This window comes from Alloacidobacterium dinghuense, assembly GCF_014274465.1.
In the GTDB taxonomy this organism is placed as follows: domain Bacteria; phylum Acidobacteriota; class Terriglobia; order Terriglobales; family Acidobacteriaceae; genus Alloacidobacterium; species Alloacidobacterium dinghuense.
Map to the genome: position 1 here is coordinate 3882809 of NZ_CP060394.1, position 15429 is coordinate 3898237.

At 52.7% G+C, this 15429-nt stretch carries 12 protein-coding genes; 8 read left to right on the forward strand and 4 right to left on the reverse strand.

Features of this window, described 5'->3' with window-relative positions; translation table 11 throughout:
- Nucleotides 1-133: 133 nt before the first annotated feature.
- The 5 genes from H7849_RS16000 (at nt 134) to H7849_RS16020 (ending at nt 3898) form a co-directional block, all read left to right on the forward strand.
- Nucleotides 134-598 carry a hypothetical protein gene (locus H7849_RS16000; protein ID WP_186740651.1) on the forward strand — a complete coding sequence of 155 codons (465 nt, stop codon included), beginning with the start codon at nt 134-136 and terminating at the stop codon, nt 596-598.
- Between the two features lie 903 nt (nt 599-1501).
- Nucleotides 1502-2410, forward strand: a complete 909-nt coding sequence (locus H7849_RS16005) for a metallophosphoesterase family protein (RefSeq protein WP_251106306.1) — start codon at nt 1502-1504, stop codon at nt 2408-2410.
- A 35-nt stretch (nt 2411-2445) separates the two neighbouring features.
- Nucleotides 2446-2892, forward strand: coding sequence for a heme-binding domain-containing protein (locus H7849_RS16010; RefSeq protein WP_186740655.1), 447 nt, complete (start codon nt 2446-2448; stop codon nt 2890-2892).
- Between the two features lie 110 nt (nt 2893-3002).
- Nucleotides 3003-3353, forward strand: coding sequence for a c-type cytochrome (locus tag H7849_RS16015; RefSeq protein ID WP_251106307.1), 351 nt, complete (start codon nt 3003-3005; stop codon nt 3351-3353).
- A gap of 185 nt (nt 3354-3538) precedes the next feature.
- Nucleotides 3539-3898, forward strand: coding sequence for a sigma-70 family RNA polymerase sigma factor (locus tag H7849_RS16020; protein ID WP_186740659.1), 360 nt, complete (start codon nt 3539-3541; stop codon nt 3896-3898).
- Between the two features lie 327 nt (nt 3899-4225).
- Here H7849_RS16020 and H7849_RS16025 read toward each other — a convergent pair whose 3' ends face one another.
- The 3 genes from H7849_RS16025 to H7849_RS16035 form a co-directional block, all read right to left on the reverse strand.
- Nucleotides 4226-5554 (reverse strand): vanadium-dependent haloperoxidase, encoded by a 1329-nt coding sequence (locus H7849_RS16025; RefSeq protein WP_251106308.1) that lies wholly within the window; start codon nt 5552-5554, stop codon nt 4226-4228.
- 936 nt (nt 5555-6490) lie between these two features.
- Nucleotides 6491-9157: an ABC transporter permease gene (locus H7849_RS16030; protein WP_186740660.1), complete on the reverse strand. Its 2667-nt coding sequence runs from the start codon at nt 9155-9157 to the stop codon at nt 6491-6493.
- Between the two features lie 481 nt (nt 9158-9638).
- Nucleotides 9639-10202 (reverse strand): TetR/AcrR family transcriptional regulator, encoded by a 564-nt coding sequence (locus tag H7849_RS16035; RefSeq protein WP_186740661.1) that lies wholly within the window; start codon nt 10200-10202, stop codon nt 9639-9641.
- 136 nt (nt 10203-10338) lie between these two features.
- Between H7849_RS16035 and H7849_RS16040 the strand changes: the two genes are divergently transcribed.
- Both H7849_RS16040 and H7849_RS27115 read left to right on the forward strand, forming a co-directional pair.
- Nucleotides 10339-10920, forward strand: a complete 582-nt coding sequence (locus H7849_RS16040) for a carboxymuconolactone decarboxylase family protein (protein ID WP_186740662.1) — start codon at nt 10339-10341, stop codon at nt 10918-10920.
- 357 nt (nt 10921-11277) lie between these two features.
- Entirely contained in the window at nt 11278-11412 is a 135-nt protein-coding gene (locus H7849_RS27115) for a hypothetical protein (RefSeq protein WP_285288895.1), read from the forward strand.
- A 1181-nt stretch (nt 11413-12593) separates the two neighbouring features.
- Here the strand turns inward: H7849_RS27115 and H7849_RS16045 are convergent.
- On the reverse strand, nt 12594-14189 hold the full coding sequence (locus H7849_RS16045; RefSeq protein ID WP_186740663.1) for an outer membrane beta-barrel protein: 1596 nt from the start codon (nt 14187-14189) through the stop codon (nt 12594-12596).
- 555 nt (nt 14190-14744) lie between these two features.
- On the opposite strand from H7849_RS16045, the gene H7849_RS16050 reads away from it, so the two are divergent.
- Nucleotides 14745-15299: a sugar O-acetyltransferase gene (locus H7849_RS16050; RefSeq protein ID WP_186740664.1), complete on the forward strand. Its 555-nt coding sequence runs from the start codon at nt 14745-14747 to the stop codon at nt 15297-15299.
- Nucleotides 15300-15429: the final 130 nt, after the last annotated feature.

Sequence of the window (15429 nt, forward strand, 5' to 3'; positions counted from 1 at the left end):
TCGCGGAACGCCTCCGAAGATAAGACAGCCAGATGAGCCCAAAAGAAGAACTACGCAGAAGATCCGCCCAGCATTGGCAATCGTCGTTGGACTCTCAAGCCTGATAACAGCAATCCCGAGAGCAAGAGCTCAAATGATTGTTCCTGTAGATCGGAGACTGCATCCTCCGCAGGGGTTTGATTTCAGCGGCCGATGGAATTGCGGAGCAGGCGCTTCGATCGCATATCTGGAAGTGGGCAATCACAATCGGGCCACCGGAGGCGCGACACCTCGTCTATCGGGGCCCTGGACAGAAATTCGCGAGAGTCAGGACGGATTCAACGGGAACTATTTTGTCGGGTACGACCGGGACAAGAGTCAGTTCCTCATGATCGATGCGGACGATCCCACTTCAATTTCCTACTTCACTGAGGGCTGGACTGGGAAGACGCTCATGCTTACTTCGACAAATAACAAAGATCAATCAGCTTTGGCGCATCGGATTCAATACGTTGTCAATGACTCACATCAGTTCACCGTGACCTGGGAAATGCTGGAGGGCACTGACTGGAAAGCAGAGCCAAGTGTCATGTGCAACAAGGTCGAACACAATCACTGAAGATTCATCCCTCTTCTTGGGATAGCTGAGTGGACTGGTGAAAGCCATTGACGATTGGAATCTGATTGCAAGGAACAGCCGAATGAGTCAGTGATGGTAGAGTTCACCGGAGGTCGCAGCTGCGAGTTTTGACGGTTCTGATCGGCCCCCGCTGCGAATAAATTCCACGATGCTCAGTTCTGAGTCATGGAGGTTATCCATTTAGGCAACCACACTCCGACGGACCATGAATCTGTTCCGCCTTGGCCACAGAGTTGGATCACTGAAATTTTGGAGGATACAAGATGAACAGTTTCTATGTATTCACGAGCATCTCTGGTCGCGTGTTTCTTTCATACTAAGGCGTATGGTTGCCGTTCTATCTATGGCACTAAGTGTTGCTTTGTCTATGCATGCACAAAGCGCTAATCCGGTGTCCATTTCCCCATCGTCCGGCATGGCTCAGTGCAAACCTTTATTGCAACATACACAGACCCGAACAGTGCGATGGATATCCAGTCGCTTTCTATCTTAATCATGAACGGCGTTGCTCCAGATGGTGAGAGCGGATGGTCAGCGAATGAGCTGCCACAGCAATTTCCGTGGCTAGTACAAGCGGCTGCGCGAGCAATGTTAGAGATGCCCCTCTTAACTGCAGCGTCCTCAAGAAATCCGTTACTCTCGCAAACTCATGCGATCGACCACGCCTAACGAATAGAGTTGCTACACCTGCTTGTTTCCAGATTCTCTGGAATAAAACCCAGCTCCCTCAGTTTTCATAGGTGAATATCAACACACATCACAGGAGCACTACTGAGCATGAAAGAGAACAATCCAGAGAGTCATTCTGAAAGAGTAATTCTTGACACTGACCGATCTTCTTCACCGTCCGATGGCATTGACCGTCGCGGATTTCTTAAATGCATGGCATGGGCCGGAACTGGCCTTGTATGGAGCCTGGCCGGCGGCGTACCAGTGTCGCGCGCCTTTGGATCAGCTATGCGTCAGCAGAAGCAAGAGGACTTCAGTTTCGTCCAGATCAGCGATAGCCACATCGGTTTTAACAAGCCCGCGAACGCGGATGTTACAGGAACGCTTCAAACCGCGGTGGACAAGATACTGGCAATTCCCCGTCCCCCGGATTTTATGATCCACACCGGCGATTTGACGCACTCTTCCAAACCGGCCGAGTTCGACACGATGGATCAAGTGCTGACAAACGCCAAGAGACAGATATTTTATGTTCCGGGTGAGCACGACACCTCTGTCGACGACGGAAAGTCTTACCTTGAGCGATATGGCAAAGGCTCTTCCGGAAATGGATGGTACAGCTTCGATCACAAGGGCGTGCATTTCATCGGTCTGGTGAACGTAGTTCAGCTTGAAGGTATGGGGAAACTCGGCCAGGCGCAGCTTGACTGGCTGAAACAGGACCTGACCCAACAAAAGAACAGCACGCCGATTGTGCTTTTCGCGCATATCCCTCTTTGGGCGGTCTATCCAACCTGGGGTTGGGGCACATCAGACAGCGAGCAAGCCTTTTCGCTGCTGAAACGGTTTGGCTCCGTCACCGTGCTGAATGGGCACATTCACCAAGTCATGCAAAAAGTGGAGGGCAACGCGACCTTCCACACAGCCATGTCCACGGCCTTTCCCCAACCTGCGCCGGGCGCCGCGCCGTCTCCCGGTCCCATGAAAGTGCCTGCCGAGAAGTTGCGCGGTGTGCTCGGAATCACGGACGTGCACTTCATAGCACAACGACATCAACTCGCAGTCGTCGATTCCACGCTCGCTTCCGGGAGTGAAGAATCAAATTCTCCGAGCGCAGTATGAATCTGTCGAGAACTTTGCAGGTAGGAGGAGCGTTGTTGATTCTGAGCACAGCGCTCTCGCTCGTGCACCCGTGGGGGAACCTTCGCGCCTATGCGCGAGCAGACAGGCCAAAGCTGACAGGCGCAGTGGTTCCGCCCGAAGTCCGGCAGGTCCTCGAAACCAAATGCGTTGACTGTCACTCAGAAAGCACGCATTGGCCCGTATATAGCAACTTCGCGCCGGCGTCGTGGTTTATGGAGCACGATGTGTCGGAAGCACGTGAGCACTTTAATATGTCGCGCTGGGAAGAATACAGCCGCGAAAGCCAGGTCGATTTGCTTACTCGGATCGGAGCGGAGGCGCGCAGCGGCGAGATGCCGTTGAAGCACTACCTGCTTCTCCATCCAGGCGCAAAACTCACAAGTGAGGATCAGCAGATGATTTACGAATGGACCAGGGCGGAGCGCAAGCGAGTGAAAAGTCAGGTATCGGAGCAGAAATAGGTATGAAACAAACAACGTTGCGCAGATTGAACTCACATCAGAATCGGTCGCAGGATAACTCGTCCCGGTATCCCTCTCACGCTTTCGTGGTCGGGTTCAGTGCAGTTATCTTGATTCTGGTTGCAATCGTATTATTTCCCCGCATAAGCCGCGCGGAGGCGGACGCCGATCACGGCAAGGAGCTTTTTGAAAAACGCTGCACCGGATGCCATTCTCTGGATCAGGATAAAGAGGGACCTCATCTTAGGGGCGTCTATGGAAGGCAGGCAGGCAAGGTTCCCGGGTTCACGTATTCCGAGGCGTTACAATCATCGGCTATAACCTGGGACGACGCTTCTCTGGACAAGTGGCTGACAAATACGGACTCACTGATAGCAGATAATGATATGGCCTTTCGCGTTGTCAAGCCGGATGAGCGCGCAGACATTATCCGGTACCTGAAAGCCGTATCACTGAAGTAGCCTGCCCGGTGGCCTTGTGAAGGCGCAATGAATGGACCTGGAGTTTTTTGAGCAGCTGGCATTACCGTTGTTCGATTCTTTGTATAACCTGGCCCACTGGTTGACTGGCGATCCTGCGCTATACCTTTCTGACTTCGCGAAGCGGCCTCACCATCCGAAATACTTCATGGCTCGAAGACGAAAACATGGATGTAAATTTGACGGCTACACACACTGACACTCCCGAAGCCTTGCTTTTGCGGCAAGAGAATCAGCAGACAGTGGTGGATGCGTTGGAGAACTTGCCGGCTCGATATCGTGAAGTCATTCTGCTCTGCGAAGTGGAAGAGTTTTCGTACCGGGAGATCGCTGAAATACTTTCATTGCCAATCGGCACGGTCATCTCACGCCTACACCGGGCCAAGCACGCGCTGCGCCATTCATTGAATGGGCGAATGCGCCTGGGAGGTCTCAGAATGCACAGTGATCAGGATGACGCAACGCTTGTCGAGTATCTGGATGGAGAACTTCGGATCACAGCTGTTCTGGAGCTTATTCGCGGCTGATTCCAAGTTCAATCGCCTGTGCCATTTGCTCGTTTGCCTGCTTCATCACGGCTTTATGGTCCCACCTCTTGTCGCGGCTTATCCCAGAGAAGAGTGACTCCTTCGGTTAGCCTGCTCCAGACTGGCATTCTCTGCATCAAGGAAATTTCGCCTATGTATTTTGTGCCTAGCGACCGCAGCGGCAGAAGCCTACGCATACAACCTTTGAGCGCTATATACAGCTTGTGTGCCCAACTTCTGTGCCACTGCGATCAAGGTCTTCCCGCCTTCATTAAGGCAACTGGTAGTGATAAGCCCCTCTACTGTGCGACTGTAGCGGCAGCGTCATTAGTCGTGGTCAGGTCTTTGGTCCCGATCATCCGGCCGCAAGAAGTGATCAAAGACAAATTCTCCAATATCTTCCCCGAGTTCTCTTCCTGTTGTTAAGTCCGAACGAAAATGAACTCCAGCGAAGACTCGGCTCAGAGTCGCCTCTTGCCGCGCAGCCGAGAAACTTGTGAATGAGCGTTCGACTCCGGGTAAGACCTCAGATGTTACGGTGAAATTGAATCGATCTATTCTGAAGAACGACCTCAGCAAGAAGGCACCGCTTGCGCTAATCACCGCGTGTGCTCCAGGATATGAGGGGTCGGGAGTCGTCTTGCCGACTTCGGGGAGCCAACTTGGATCCGCAGTCGTGTCAGGATTGTTGTCCATGCCAGCGGCCCGAATTGCGGTAACTGGTCGCCAGAAGGTGTATGTGTACTTCGCGTCGTAAAACGCGATTACGTCATCAGCGAACGCAAGGTTCAACAGGGCAAAGAGCCGGGCGCTCTCCGGCAACGAAAGTCCATGTGCAAGAGTTGCAGTCTGCGCAATCTCGTTCCAGTAATTCTGAATGGCCCCATTCCAGAAATGGCCAGTTAGAGCCTGATCCGCTGTTGCGGTTGTACTCTTCGCTATTCCCAGTGACTTCACTTCCTTGAAATCCCTGGTGTATCTGTCGCTCGTCAATTCCGGGGGCGGTCCGGGACGAAACTGGTTTGCAGCTTCCAGAGTAAATGGTGTAACTCTGGACCATTCGGTGAACTGAGGTTTCGGGAAATTCGGGGGTGTGGATTGAAAGTCGCCTGGTGCACTTCCAAAGACAGATGGCGGAGGTTGAGCAGTGGATCCGTCACTGCTTCGAGCATCGAGGATGGCATCAGCAACCATTTCGCCAACTTTGATTCCCTGATTTTTGTGGACGCCGTCGGGAATCTGAGACAGCAGTTGGTCCAGTTGTGCATTTAGTGTCTTCTCGAAATCCGGATACAGTGCAATCAGCACGGCGTGCGCTGCGGCATCCGCCGCGGCTGCCTCCGAAGCTCTTCGTGACACTCCCGCAAATTTCACAAAGTAAGGCCTGTGCGTTCGATCGATGTTATTGACCGCGTCGTAAATTGCGGCGTGCATGATGGCAAAGCTGCGGGTAGGGTGAACTGTTGGAGATTGAGCGCCGGGCGTGCGCACGATAACCAGGAGCGTCCGGTTCCACTGAACAACAGGATTGAGCGACTGACGAGCTACGCTTGGCGTATTCTCGTTCGTTTCTTCTGTGGGTGCACTGGTTGAGGTAGTCACCTGAGCCATTAGGCTGGTGCAAAGTAGTGAGAACGTTAGTAATGCTCTCATCATTCGAGTGCTTCCTTTCTGATTCGCCCGGGCTTGCTTCCATGGCATAGCTAGACATGGAGAACATCCGGGCATCGATGCTGAGTCAATTGGTGTTTGGTGAAAGCGGTGAAGCTGACTGTGTGGCACTACGTTGACTGCGCACACTCCCGCTGCCGTTGCTAACTGAGAGGCCAACGAAATATTCCCAGGCGGCTAGATCGGCCGGAGAACAAGTCTTTGCTGCACGTTGTTGGTAGAACCAAAGAGAGAGCCACGGTCTCCCACTCGGTCAGCCCCGACTAGGCTCACGTGAGCCGCGGTTTTTGGAGATTAGCCAGAAGGATATAAATTTCGTTCTCTTGCTTGGAATCTGGGAATAATCCCAAGCCACGTCAGTTCTTATCGCTAGACACGCGATGAAAGGTCTCCAGGTGAATAAAGTATGCGCTCTGATTTAGTGTTCGGGGCACTTGCCCATATTTCGAATCGCTATCATCTTTGTCGGCTGACCTCCAAGGCCACCCGCAAATTTCATGTACCGAAAGCTCGCTTGCAAGAGACGACGAACGATGTGCTTGTTCGCTTACGTCACTCCCATTCGATTCAGCTGATTGCACCACAATCTGCACACTTCCAACGCCGCCCAGCTTGGGCAGGACTGTCAGCGGTCAAAAATGTCTGCCTTCTGTGACAAGCGGAGTAAGACCCTCATGGCCACCATGACATCTCTGCCGATGGCGCTGTTCGAAGCGCCACGACAAATCGCATGATGTTGCCTCCTGCTTGAGCATCTAAACGAATTTGGGAAACACCCTAACCCTGTCACGCTGAGACAGGGATGGCTCAGCCGTAAACCCAAAAATCTGTCACATCCTCCGATATGTTGGAAGCTCTACCGGGGCCCACTGCGCGCAAAGCCCTGAAGCCAACAATTCAGACAGACTGCGGTTGCCCTAGTCACCGATCGTCGCGCATGATTGTTAAAGGATCCACGATAGATGCCTGAACTGCAGGAAGCGCGCTCGCAATCAATACGGATACTCCTGTTGAGAGTGCGACGATTACCCAAATCCAAAGCGGCGGCGAGCTGATGATCGTTGTGCCGCTCAGCAATACGCGCAAAAGCGCGAGTGTAATCGAGGTGCCTAGCAAGGTGCCTCCAAGGACAAGTTTTCCTGCATTGCTCATGATCCTTAATCCGATACGCCAACGCTGAGCGCCGAGCGCAATACGAAGCGCCAGCTCGCGTCGGCGCTGGAGTTGAGCATCGCGCTGCACACTGAATAGCCCGAAAATGCTGAGTATCGACGCCGTCAACGCTGACGCGCCACTGAGCAGCGTCGCTATCCGCAGAGGCGCAAAGGCAGATTGAGCGAGTTGGGCATCAAAGGTGCTGATAGCAATGGGGGCCGTTTCGTAGCCTGGTACAGACTTGATTCTTCGACGTAGTTCGGCTGGCAGATGAGCGTTTGACTTTGAGTGATCGATAATCAGCGTCATACGAGGCGGACAATCCTGGTATATGGGAAAGTAAATGGCGGGCTCTGCGTGCTGCTGGAATATCCCAAACACCTGTGACTGAACTACTCCGATGATCTGTGTTCTCACACCTCTGTCATCAATAACGGCCGCGCCGAGCGGTTTGCCACTGAAATAAAGATCGGCGGCTTCCTGGTTGAGAATACCTATTCGACCTTGACCGGCAACCTGATGGTCAGAGAACTTTTGGCCAGCGACCAATGGCATGCCAAGTGTCTCGAAATAACCGGATGAAACAACGTTCACATTTAATTCGGTGTTGACTGGCGATGACACGGGGGCACGAAAGCGCCCACGGATGGTTGGCTCGGGAGCAATTAAGTGATCTGTGTAATCGTAATAAATTGTTGGACGCTTTTCATTCGACGCATCTGTTGGAATTCTTTTGACCACACCAATGACCTCAACCGGGGAGCCGAAGGGATCCTGGATCATCATTCCAGCGGTCTTCGCCCCAAAGAGCTCGTGAGCAGCATTCTCATCGACAAGAGCTTCCTTGCGGGTTGGATCTCTGACACCGAACATTCGCCCAGCAATCGGCGGTCGATCTATGTACTTGAGCGATTCAGAGGTGAGCCAATCGATCTCCATCTCCACGTCGCGAAACTGCGAGGATGGCAGATCCACGCTAAACGATCGCCATTTTGGCTGATTGCCCGGAAGTTGGGCTGTCCACGCCAATGGTGACAGATTGGCGACCGATTTCACCCGTTTCTTGACCTCGTTGAAATAGTTCAAATCAACTTCCGGTCGCATCTGTGCTTGGACGGTTAAGAGTATCGGATCGCCGAGGCTACGTCCGGTGCTTGTCTCTAAAGCTGCGTGAAGACCTCTAACAAGAAAGACTGAAGAGATTACGAGTACATAGCAGGCCGTAATCTGTCCAATGACCAAGCCGGTTCGAAGACTTTCTATCTTTTTTGAAGGCAACCCGCTTTCCCGCCCAAGAATGATCCAGGGGCGATCAGTCACGGTCGCAAAGACGGGCATCATTCCGCTGATGATGGTAATGCAGACACTTGCTATTGAGGCCGCAAAGATTGGCGGCAAATGCGGCGCGAAGACAAGGTGTTCTGCATCCTCTTCAAAGAGCAGTGCTGGGATAATACGCGCCGTGCAGACTGCCAGCAGTACTCCTATGACTCCCCCGGCCAGAGAGATAACGATACTGTCCGACAATAACTCTCTGATCAGTTGCCTACGGGTCGCGCCGAGCGCAACCCGTAAAGATGTCTCGTGAGACCGCTTTAACGCCCTTCCCATCAAGAACGAAGCAACATTGATAGAAGCGATGAAGAACACAGCACCGGCAGTAACATTCAACAACATGCGAATACGCGACAATCCCCGAATTGTTCTCGGTGCTGCGCCTGTAAAAGGAACAACACTGATAGCGCTGGATGGGCCCACACTCATGCGAACAGCTGATTGCGCCTGACCCGGCGAAATGGATGCTCGAAGCGAGCCGAGAACCCACCAATCCCGGGCACTTCGATCCACACCTTGCAAATCTTTGTCTTGTAAAGGCATCCAGAGATCGACGCTACGGTCACTATAGAGACCTTCCATTCGCTCTGGTGCAATACCAATGATCGGAAAGTCTGTGTTATCGACCCTAATCTGATGACCAAGGACATCGGCCTTGCCGTCCAATTCCTTTTGCCACAGGTGTTGGCTGACAATGACCCCGACTCCTTGTGGCAGGTCTAGCGCCTCCGCTAGATCGAGAGTGACCGCAGCAACAATCGCGATCTTGGGGTGACCATCGATTGCAATGTCGGTTGGCACAATTCGGGCAGCGCCGATCCATGCAAATACGTTCGAACTATGTTTGAGTTGGAGATATTCAGCATGTGAGAGCTGTCCTAACTCGTGGAAGCGGTCCTGACCTAATATCGAGACGATCCTGTCTGCATGTTTAAGTGGTAGGCGGGGATTCGTCAGTCCCTGGACAAACCCATACACAGAAGCATTGCTGCCGACTCCAATTGCAATCGTGAGCAGGAGAGCAATTGACAGTCCTGGTGTTCGTACAAATGCTCTAGCGGAAGCACGAATTGCAGGCAGGCATCGAGAGAGGATCACTCAATCTAATATGCAAGTGCCATGCCAAGCCTGGACCTTGGGATACCATGACTTCGCGCATACTATGCGTCCAATTTTGAGACTCCTATGTCCATCTGTGGACAGAATTTCTACTCTCGATTATCGACAAATCGCCAATTCACTCACCGAGATTCTGAAAAACTGGCGTTGTAGACGAATTGCCGGCTACAGAAATTTCGTTGATTAGCTGGGTCAGTTCCGTGTTGGCGACCATTCGCTAACTAGGGGAGACTTCAGGAAAGGGAACGCTATGTACGTTAAGAGAGTCTTCGCATGGTCTTTTCAGTGGCTTAACGCTCCGCTCTGGCGAAAAGTTTCTACACAAGAAGCCGAAGATTAACTCTCTTAGAATCAATGCAGATTTGCTATTGGCGTACTTAATATTCCGTTTCGTGGGGTGTCCCCTATTCTACTAGTTAATGGGATTGCGACAGGGCGGATGCTTGCCAGTCACCAACGCTTATGTCGGTAGAAGACCGGCCACCCGGTAGCTGTCGATCAACGCATCGTAAAGCGCAATGTCTGCGCGACTCCTTGCCATAAGTTGTGCACCAGCGACGGCAGCGAAGATGGCGCGAGCTCGTCGCTGGCTCTGCTTAGGGCTGACTACTTTGGCGGCGGACAGAACCTTGCTCAGCCAGGAGGTATTGACGTCAGCAAATGTCTGAACTTCCTTCTTGACCGGCTCAGGCAGGTCATCGTACTCCGCAGACATGAAGCTGTGGAGACACATTCGATTGTCGTTCTCAAGCGCCCGGCGGAAGATTTCAGGATATCGGCGTAAGGCACGGATCGGGTCCCCGGATTCGTTGAGCAGTCCCTCCAGAACTGCCGCTGTGTCCTCCCAGTAGCGCCTGGCCACAGCCTCGGCCAGATCGGCCTTGCTGGGGAAGTAGTAATAGATACTTGCGGCTTTGATGCCCACCTCTTCAGCTAGATCACGGAAGTTCAATCCACTGTAGCCATGGGCCTGCGCAACCCGTTTGGCTGCTGCCAGGATGTCTTCTCGAGAGTTTGCGGTCACTTCGCCGGTCCCCTACTTTCCTTTGTGTCACAGAATTGGCGCATACATTTTGAATCTACCATGTGATAGGTAGAATCTCAAGAACATGTAGCGTACAGGATTGCTTGCGACGCTACAGATCACAAAGGAGAATCACATGCCGAACTATTCAGTTCATACCATCGCCTCGGCGCCTGAGGGTTCAAAGCCGGCGCTCGAACAGCTCAAGAGGGCCTTTGGTGTTTTACCGAACCTTCCCGCGGTCATTGCAAATTCACCAAAACTCATCAACTCCCTCGTTGGCCTGTTTGGGCAGGTGCATAGCCCGGGGCTTAGCGAGGCGGAGAATCAGATTGTCCTGCTGACAGACGCAGTCACGAACTCCAGCACCTATGCGGTAGCATTCCACACGGCGCTGGCTCTCCAGCAGGGAATCAGTTCTGAAGAGACAACCGCAATTCGCGAGCGGCGCTTACCCACGAACAAACGATTTGCGGCGCTTTCCGCACTGGCTAAGGGGCTCATCGAAAAACGCGGGCACTTGAGCGAGGAGGAGCTTGATTCGTTTATCGCTGCCGGCTTCACGAAGGAGCAGATCCTGGAAGTTATCGCTATCGTGGCGGCATCGACGATCACAAACTACACCGGAACCATCGCCAATCCGCCGCTGGAAGACCCATTCCGACAGCACGCATGGCGAGGATTACAGCAGAGAGCCGAGACTACAGCCGCGGCTTGAATCTGTCGGCCTGGTCCAGTTCTGATGAGAGGGAGATCTAAACCGATATGCAATCGACCTCCACGGTTCCCTAACTCGGTGAATTACTGCGCTACTGGAGACAGGAGCGAGGCGGAAGCCAACTCGAATTCTCAATGGATACAGGCATCTCGCAGCGTCACCGCTACGCAAGATCGGAAACGCCTCGAGGACGAGTTTTGGGTAAGCCCGTGAACTTGGTGGGAGGCGTTTTCGATTTGCAGGGGGGAAGGAAGCCGCAGGCGCCGCGGTCGCGGTGATCCAGGTTGGGATTATGGAGATTAAGGCGGTGCCGAGCAACCAGAGGTCTATGATCCGACCTCAGGAGCATTCGTTCCAGTGGGAGGTGCGAAGCTGGATGGATTCTGTTTCTCCAGCGCCACATTGTTGAGCGATGGCCGAGTCCTGTTGGCCGGCGGTGATGCCAAGCCCGGAGGTTCAGGAGTGAATCACGCATGGCTTTATCAGCCGTAAGACGGCACTGAATCCTCACTAGGCCAGCCGATTCCTCTGGCCCTTAGTGAATGCAAATATCTCGAGTGCAAATCGCGAATTCGCTCATCGACTCTCAGAAAATTCGGCGTTCTGGACGTATTACCGGCAATACGGCAATTACCACTTGATCAATAGCTTACGGACGGAAACGCAAGATTGCACCCCTTAAGCCGGCTTCTGTTTACCAAAGGACTTTGTTTCACGTGGACGAATTACCGGCTAATCGTACAAACGGATGGAAGAGGCATGCTTCGACCATCCATTAGCATAGAGTTCTTATGTTGTTGATGATTGCCTGTGGTGCCCGGCGGGGACTCGAACCCCCACAATCTTACGGTTTGCGAATTTTAAGTCCGTTTTTCGCAGTGAAGCACTTCCCTGCACCAGCTCGCACAAGCACGAATAACATCCACCTACTCAATTACATGGACGCATTATTCACAGCGACCATATCGCACCGAAGCGCACGAAAGGAAAGTACGAAGTGGCACCAAAAGCGGCACCATCCGATAGGGGGTATTTACCGCTCACCCATAATGGCAGCAGGCAGAAGTTCGAGAATGGCCTACGCTCGGCAGAAAAGCGGAGGGTGTTTACATTTGACGTTGATGCCTTTTAGGCATCACCACATCATCGATCCTGTGCGATAAGTCCTTTAGTTCAACTTATTACTGACAAGATACTGACGGTTTATCGAACCCGAGGAAAAAGATTTGATGCCTTTTAGGCATCACCAGGTGACAGAGACCCACTGCATCCTCGAAACAATTAAGGGCTGACAAGAAGCTGCTGCAGAAGAAACTTCATGAGTCTTACTTGCAAACGCTCGCGGAGACGAAGATTGCAAGTAAGCTTGGCTGGCGCTCTTCGCGTGGCGAGCTTCGTTATTCCCGTGCGGAATAACGCTCTCCCTAGAAGTCATTGGACGGCCTTCCTTATTCCTCTTAGCTTTGCGCCATAGCTGACGAAAGCACACGTCAGTGGAGTGCATAGTGATCCAATTTTGCCGTCTCCACCGATTGGATACGATGGATGCAGATGAGAGCAGTTCAGAGTAAGTCCAACCGCACGCGTTCTAACAGAAGACCGTTGAGGTTCTTCCTCCCCTTACTTGTTCGGTGTCGTCAGATGACGGCACACAAATTAGCTCTGCTCAAGCTCTAAAAGTGCCAGATCAGGTCGCCGGCGAACGTAAGCTGGGTTGTTTTTGTAGGCGCGCCATTGAAGGGAGCGTCGAACGCGGGCTTATCATAGGAGTGTTCAAGCCTCAGCTCGGGCCTGAAGGTTACCGTACTCCCAATCCAATAGTTCAATCCCAGGAGATGCTCACTGTATTTCGTGGCCGTACCAGTGCGCTGACCTTTAAGGTCGTCGAAGAACTCATTGCGAATCGTGAGCGACGTATGGTGGTTGTTCCACTCATGCTCGATATAGTTCACGATGGCCCAGTCGGGCGCATAGCAATGCGTGGCCAGGGGATTGCATTGCGCTCCGTTGGCTCCGTTGATCAGCGCGGGTGAAATGATCCCGCCGGAGTTCGCTCCGATATTTGCATTCGGTCCGTAACTGATACAGGGAGCAAGCCCGAAACATAAATTCGGTACGTCGCGCTCGTACTGGTACCAGTATTCCGTCGATGAGTGCCAGGTCGCGTTGAATTTGTGATACCAGGTCAGGTAGTAGGCGGCCAGGTTGTTGTAAGAGTACTTGGCCGAGTTCATGGAGTTTGCGCAGAAATAGAGGTTGTCGCCACCATTGCTCCAGCTATAGGCAGCGCATGCATCGCCAGTGAGCTTTGCATAGTGGCTCCAAGGGGCGGCTTCGCATCCGGCTGAGACGCCAGCCTGAATAGTCCAATGCTCACTTAACTTCGTGGTGGCGTTGATGCCGTGCTGCGTATAGCAGTCATAGGTATAGAGCAAAGAGTGGCTGTAGGTATAGTTATTCGGCGCAAGCTGCGCTTCAATGTCGGGCAGCGAGATGTAGCGTCCGACGCGCACATCGGTGCCTTTCCCGATGTGGGGTAAATAGAAATCGAGGTAGTACATCACGGGGTCGTAGCCGTAGGTATTGTTGTCCTTAAGCAATTGCTGGCTGAAGACGCCAGAGGCCGTCGTATAGCGATAGTCCAGACCGTAAATGCTGGCGAAGCGGAATCCCCAATCGAAGTGATCTTTCTGCACCGTATCGGGCAGTCGCTCAAAGTACAGGGCCGCCTGATCGAGCTGGACGGAGTTGGGAATCACGTCGTAGGCCGTAGGTGCGTTGGCGAACTTGCCCTTGTTCGATGTGCTGGCGTTGTAGCCGATATCGAACCATCCATAGATTTTGAAACGGCTTTCGTTGCTGTTTACCGCCTGCATCAGCATATAGGTCTGGTAGTCGGGTGCGCCGATCGTCACCGTTCCACCCATAGGCCAGTCGGCGGACGGAAACGGTGGCGAGTTCAAAGGCGCGGGAGTCCCTCTGCGCGGAGGATCGGGAGCTGCGGGAAGACTGCTCGAAGGCGCCCAATCGTTGAGATAAGCGTGGCCCAGGCGAGTAAAAAACCCCTGTGGTTGCTGCCTGGGCGAAGACGGCTGGACCGATGATTCGTTCGGTTGTGGATCGTCGTCAGCTACAGGTGCAACGGTCGGTGAGCCGGAACCTTTATCGCTTTGTGCAAATGCACGACGCGTAGAGAATCCGCCGATAACCAGAGCCAACAGAAACGATATGAAGACAGTATTCCGCTGAAAACTTGAAGCCGAGCGCATGGTGCTCCTAATTTGCTTACCCTGCGGTGTATGGCTCGATGGTAGGAAGAAACACGTAAACCTTAGCTAAGTGAGCTATAAGGAGTCCGTAATCCGGAATAAAAACTCTTGATGCTGCCTATAAACAAAACGGCCGGGGATTTTGACCCGGACCCGCTGGGCTCTATTTTTCTCGCCCAAAAACTTCACCATGAGGGCAAAAGTAAAACTTCTGCTCGTCGCCGCCAGAGCGAGCAGATGTCTCAAGGGAGGGGGCACGCCGAAAGGAATTCCAACCCAAAGGTCGGAAGTTATTCTCGCCTTTTCATATTTGAGCGTCAGCTATTAGAGGAAGGCTTCCCACAGACATCACCGTCGTTGTCCGTGACCAAAATCGTCCCTATGCTTGTGGGCGTAATGTGTCCGACAACGTTGAAATGATGGTCCAATACTTGGTATTCCAGCGGGGTTGGCATAGTGAGTTGGTGATGTAAAAATCGTGGCCGAGCGGCCTCTGGCCTTAAACTCGATTGCACAGTTGCGACGTCTCTTCGTCCCAATGCAGAAAGAGAAACGATGAGCTCCGAATTCGAAAAAATGCTTGCTGGAAAACTGTACAACGCATTCGATGCCGAGTTGGTTCAGCGACGGGAACGTGTACGGGACCTCTGCCAACTCCTCAACGCTTCGCGTGAAACGGAGCGGGACTTGAGAAGGCAATTATGCTTGGAGATTTTTAAAAAGGGAGGAGACACCGTCGCACTTCAGCCGCCATTCTTTTGTGATTACGGCTCAAACATCGAACTTGGTGAGCATGTATTTTTCAATTTCAATTGCATTGTTCTTGACGTTTGTGAAATCACAATCGGAGATTATTGCCAATTCGGTTCTGGAGTGCAGATTCTTACCCCGCTTCATCCACTAAATGCAAAGTTACGGCGAAATGAAGAGTTTGGCGCGCCTGTCACGATCAGATCCGATGTTTGGATCGGCTCCGGGGCAATAATTCTTCCCGGTGTCACAATCGGGTCTCGTACGGTAGTTGGCGCTGGGAGCGTAGTCGCTCGAAGCCTACCGGACAACGTCCTTGCAGTTGGCAATCCGTGCCAAGTTGTTCGTGAAATCGAGTAATGAAACTTGAGCCGAAACGATTGATTGATGGAAGCGGACTGTTCTTCTGTTAGTTCCCAACGTCCGGTCACGCTGAGCAGGGTTGTCTACGAGCTATTCGGCAGTGGGTCAGTTCGAAGCTCCAGTTGCC

Excerpts from the sequence above, each read along its gene's own strand:
- H7849_RS16000 (WP_186740651.1), top strand. The coding sequence starts at position 134 with ATGATTGTTCCTGTAGATCGGAGACTGCATCCTCCGCAGGGGTTTGAT.
- H7849_RS16005 (WP_251106306.1), top strand. The coding sequence starts at position 1,502 with ATGGCATGGGCCGGAACTGGCCTTGTATGGAGCCTGGCCGGCGGCGTA.
- H7849_RS16020 (WP_186740659.1), top strand. The coding sequence starts at position 3,539 with ATGGATGTAAATTTGACGGCTACACACACTGACACTCCCGAAGCCTTG.
- H7849_RS16025 (WP_251106308.1), bottom strand. The coding sequence starts at position 5,554 with ATGATGAGAGCATTACTAACGTTCTCACTACTTTGCACCAGCCTAATG.
- H7849_RS16040 (WP_186740662.1), top strand. The coding sequence starts at position 10,339 with ATGCCGAACTATTCAGTTCATACCATCGCCTCGGCGCCTGAGGGTTCA.
- H7849_RS16045 (WP_186740663.1), bottom strand. The coding sequence starts at position 14,189 with ATGCGCTCGGCTTCAAGTTTTCAGCGGAATACTGTCTTCATATCGTTT.
- H7849_RS16050 (WP_186740664.1), top strand. The coding sequence starts at position 14,745 with ATGAGCTCCGAATTCGAAAAAATGCTTGCTGGAAAACTGTACAACGCA.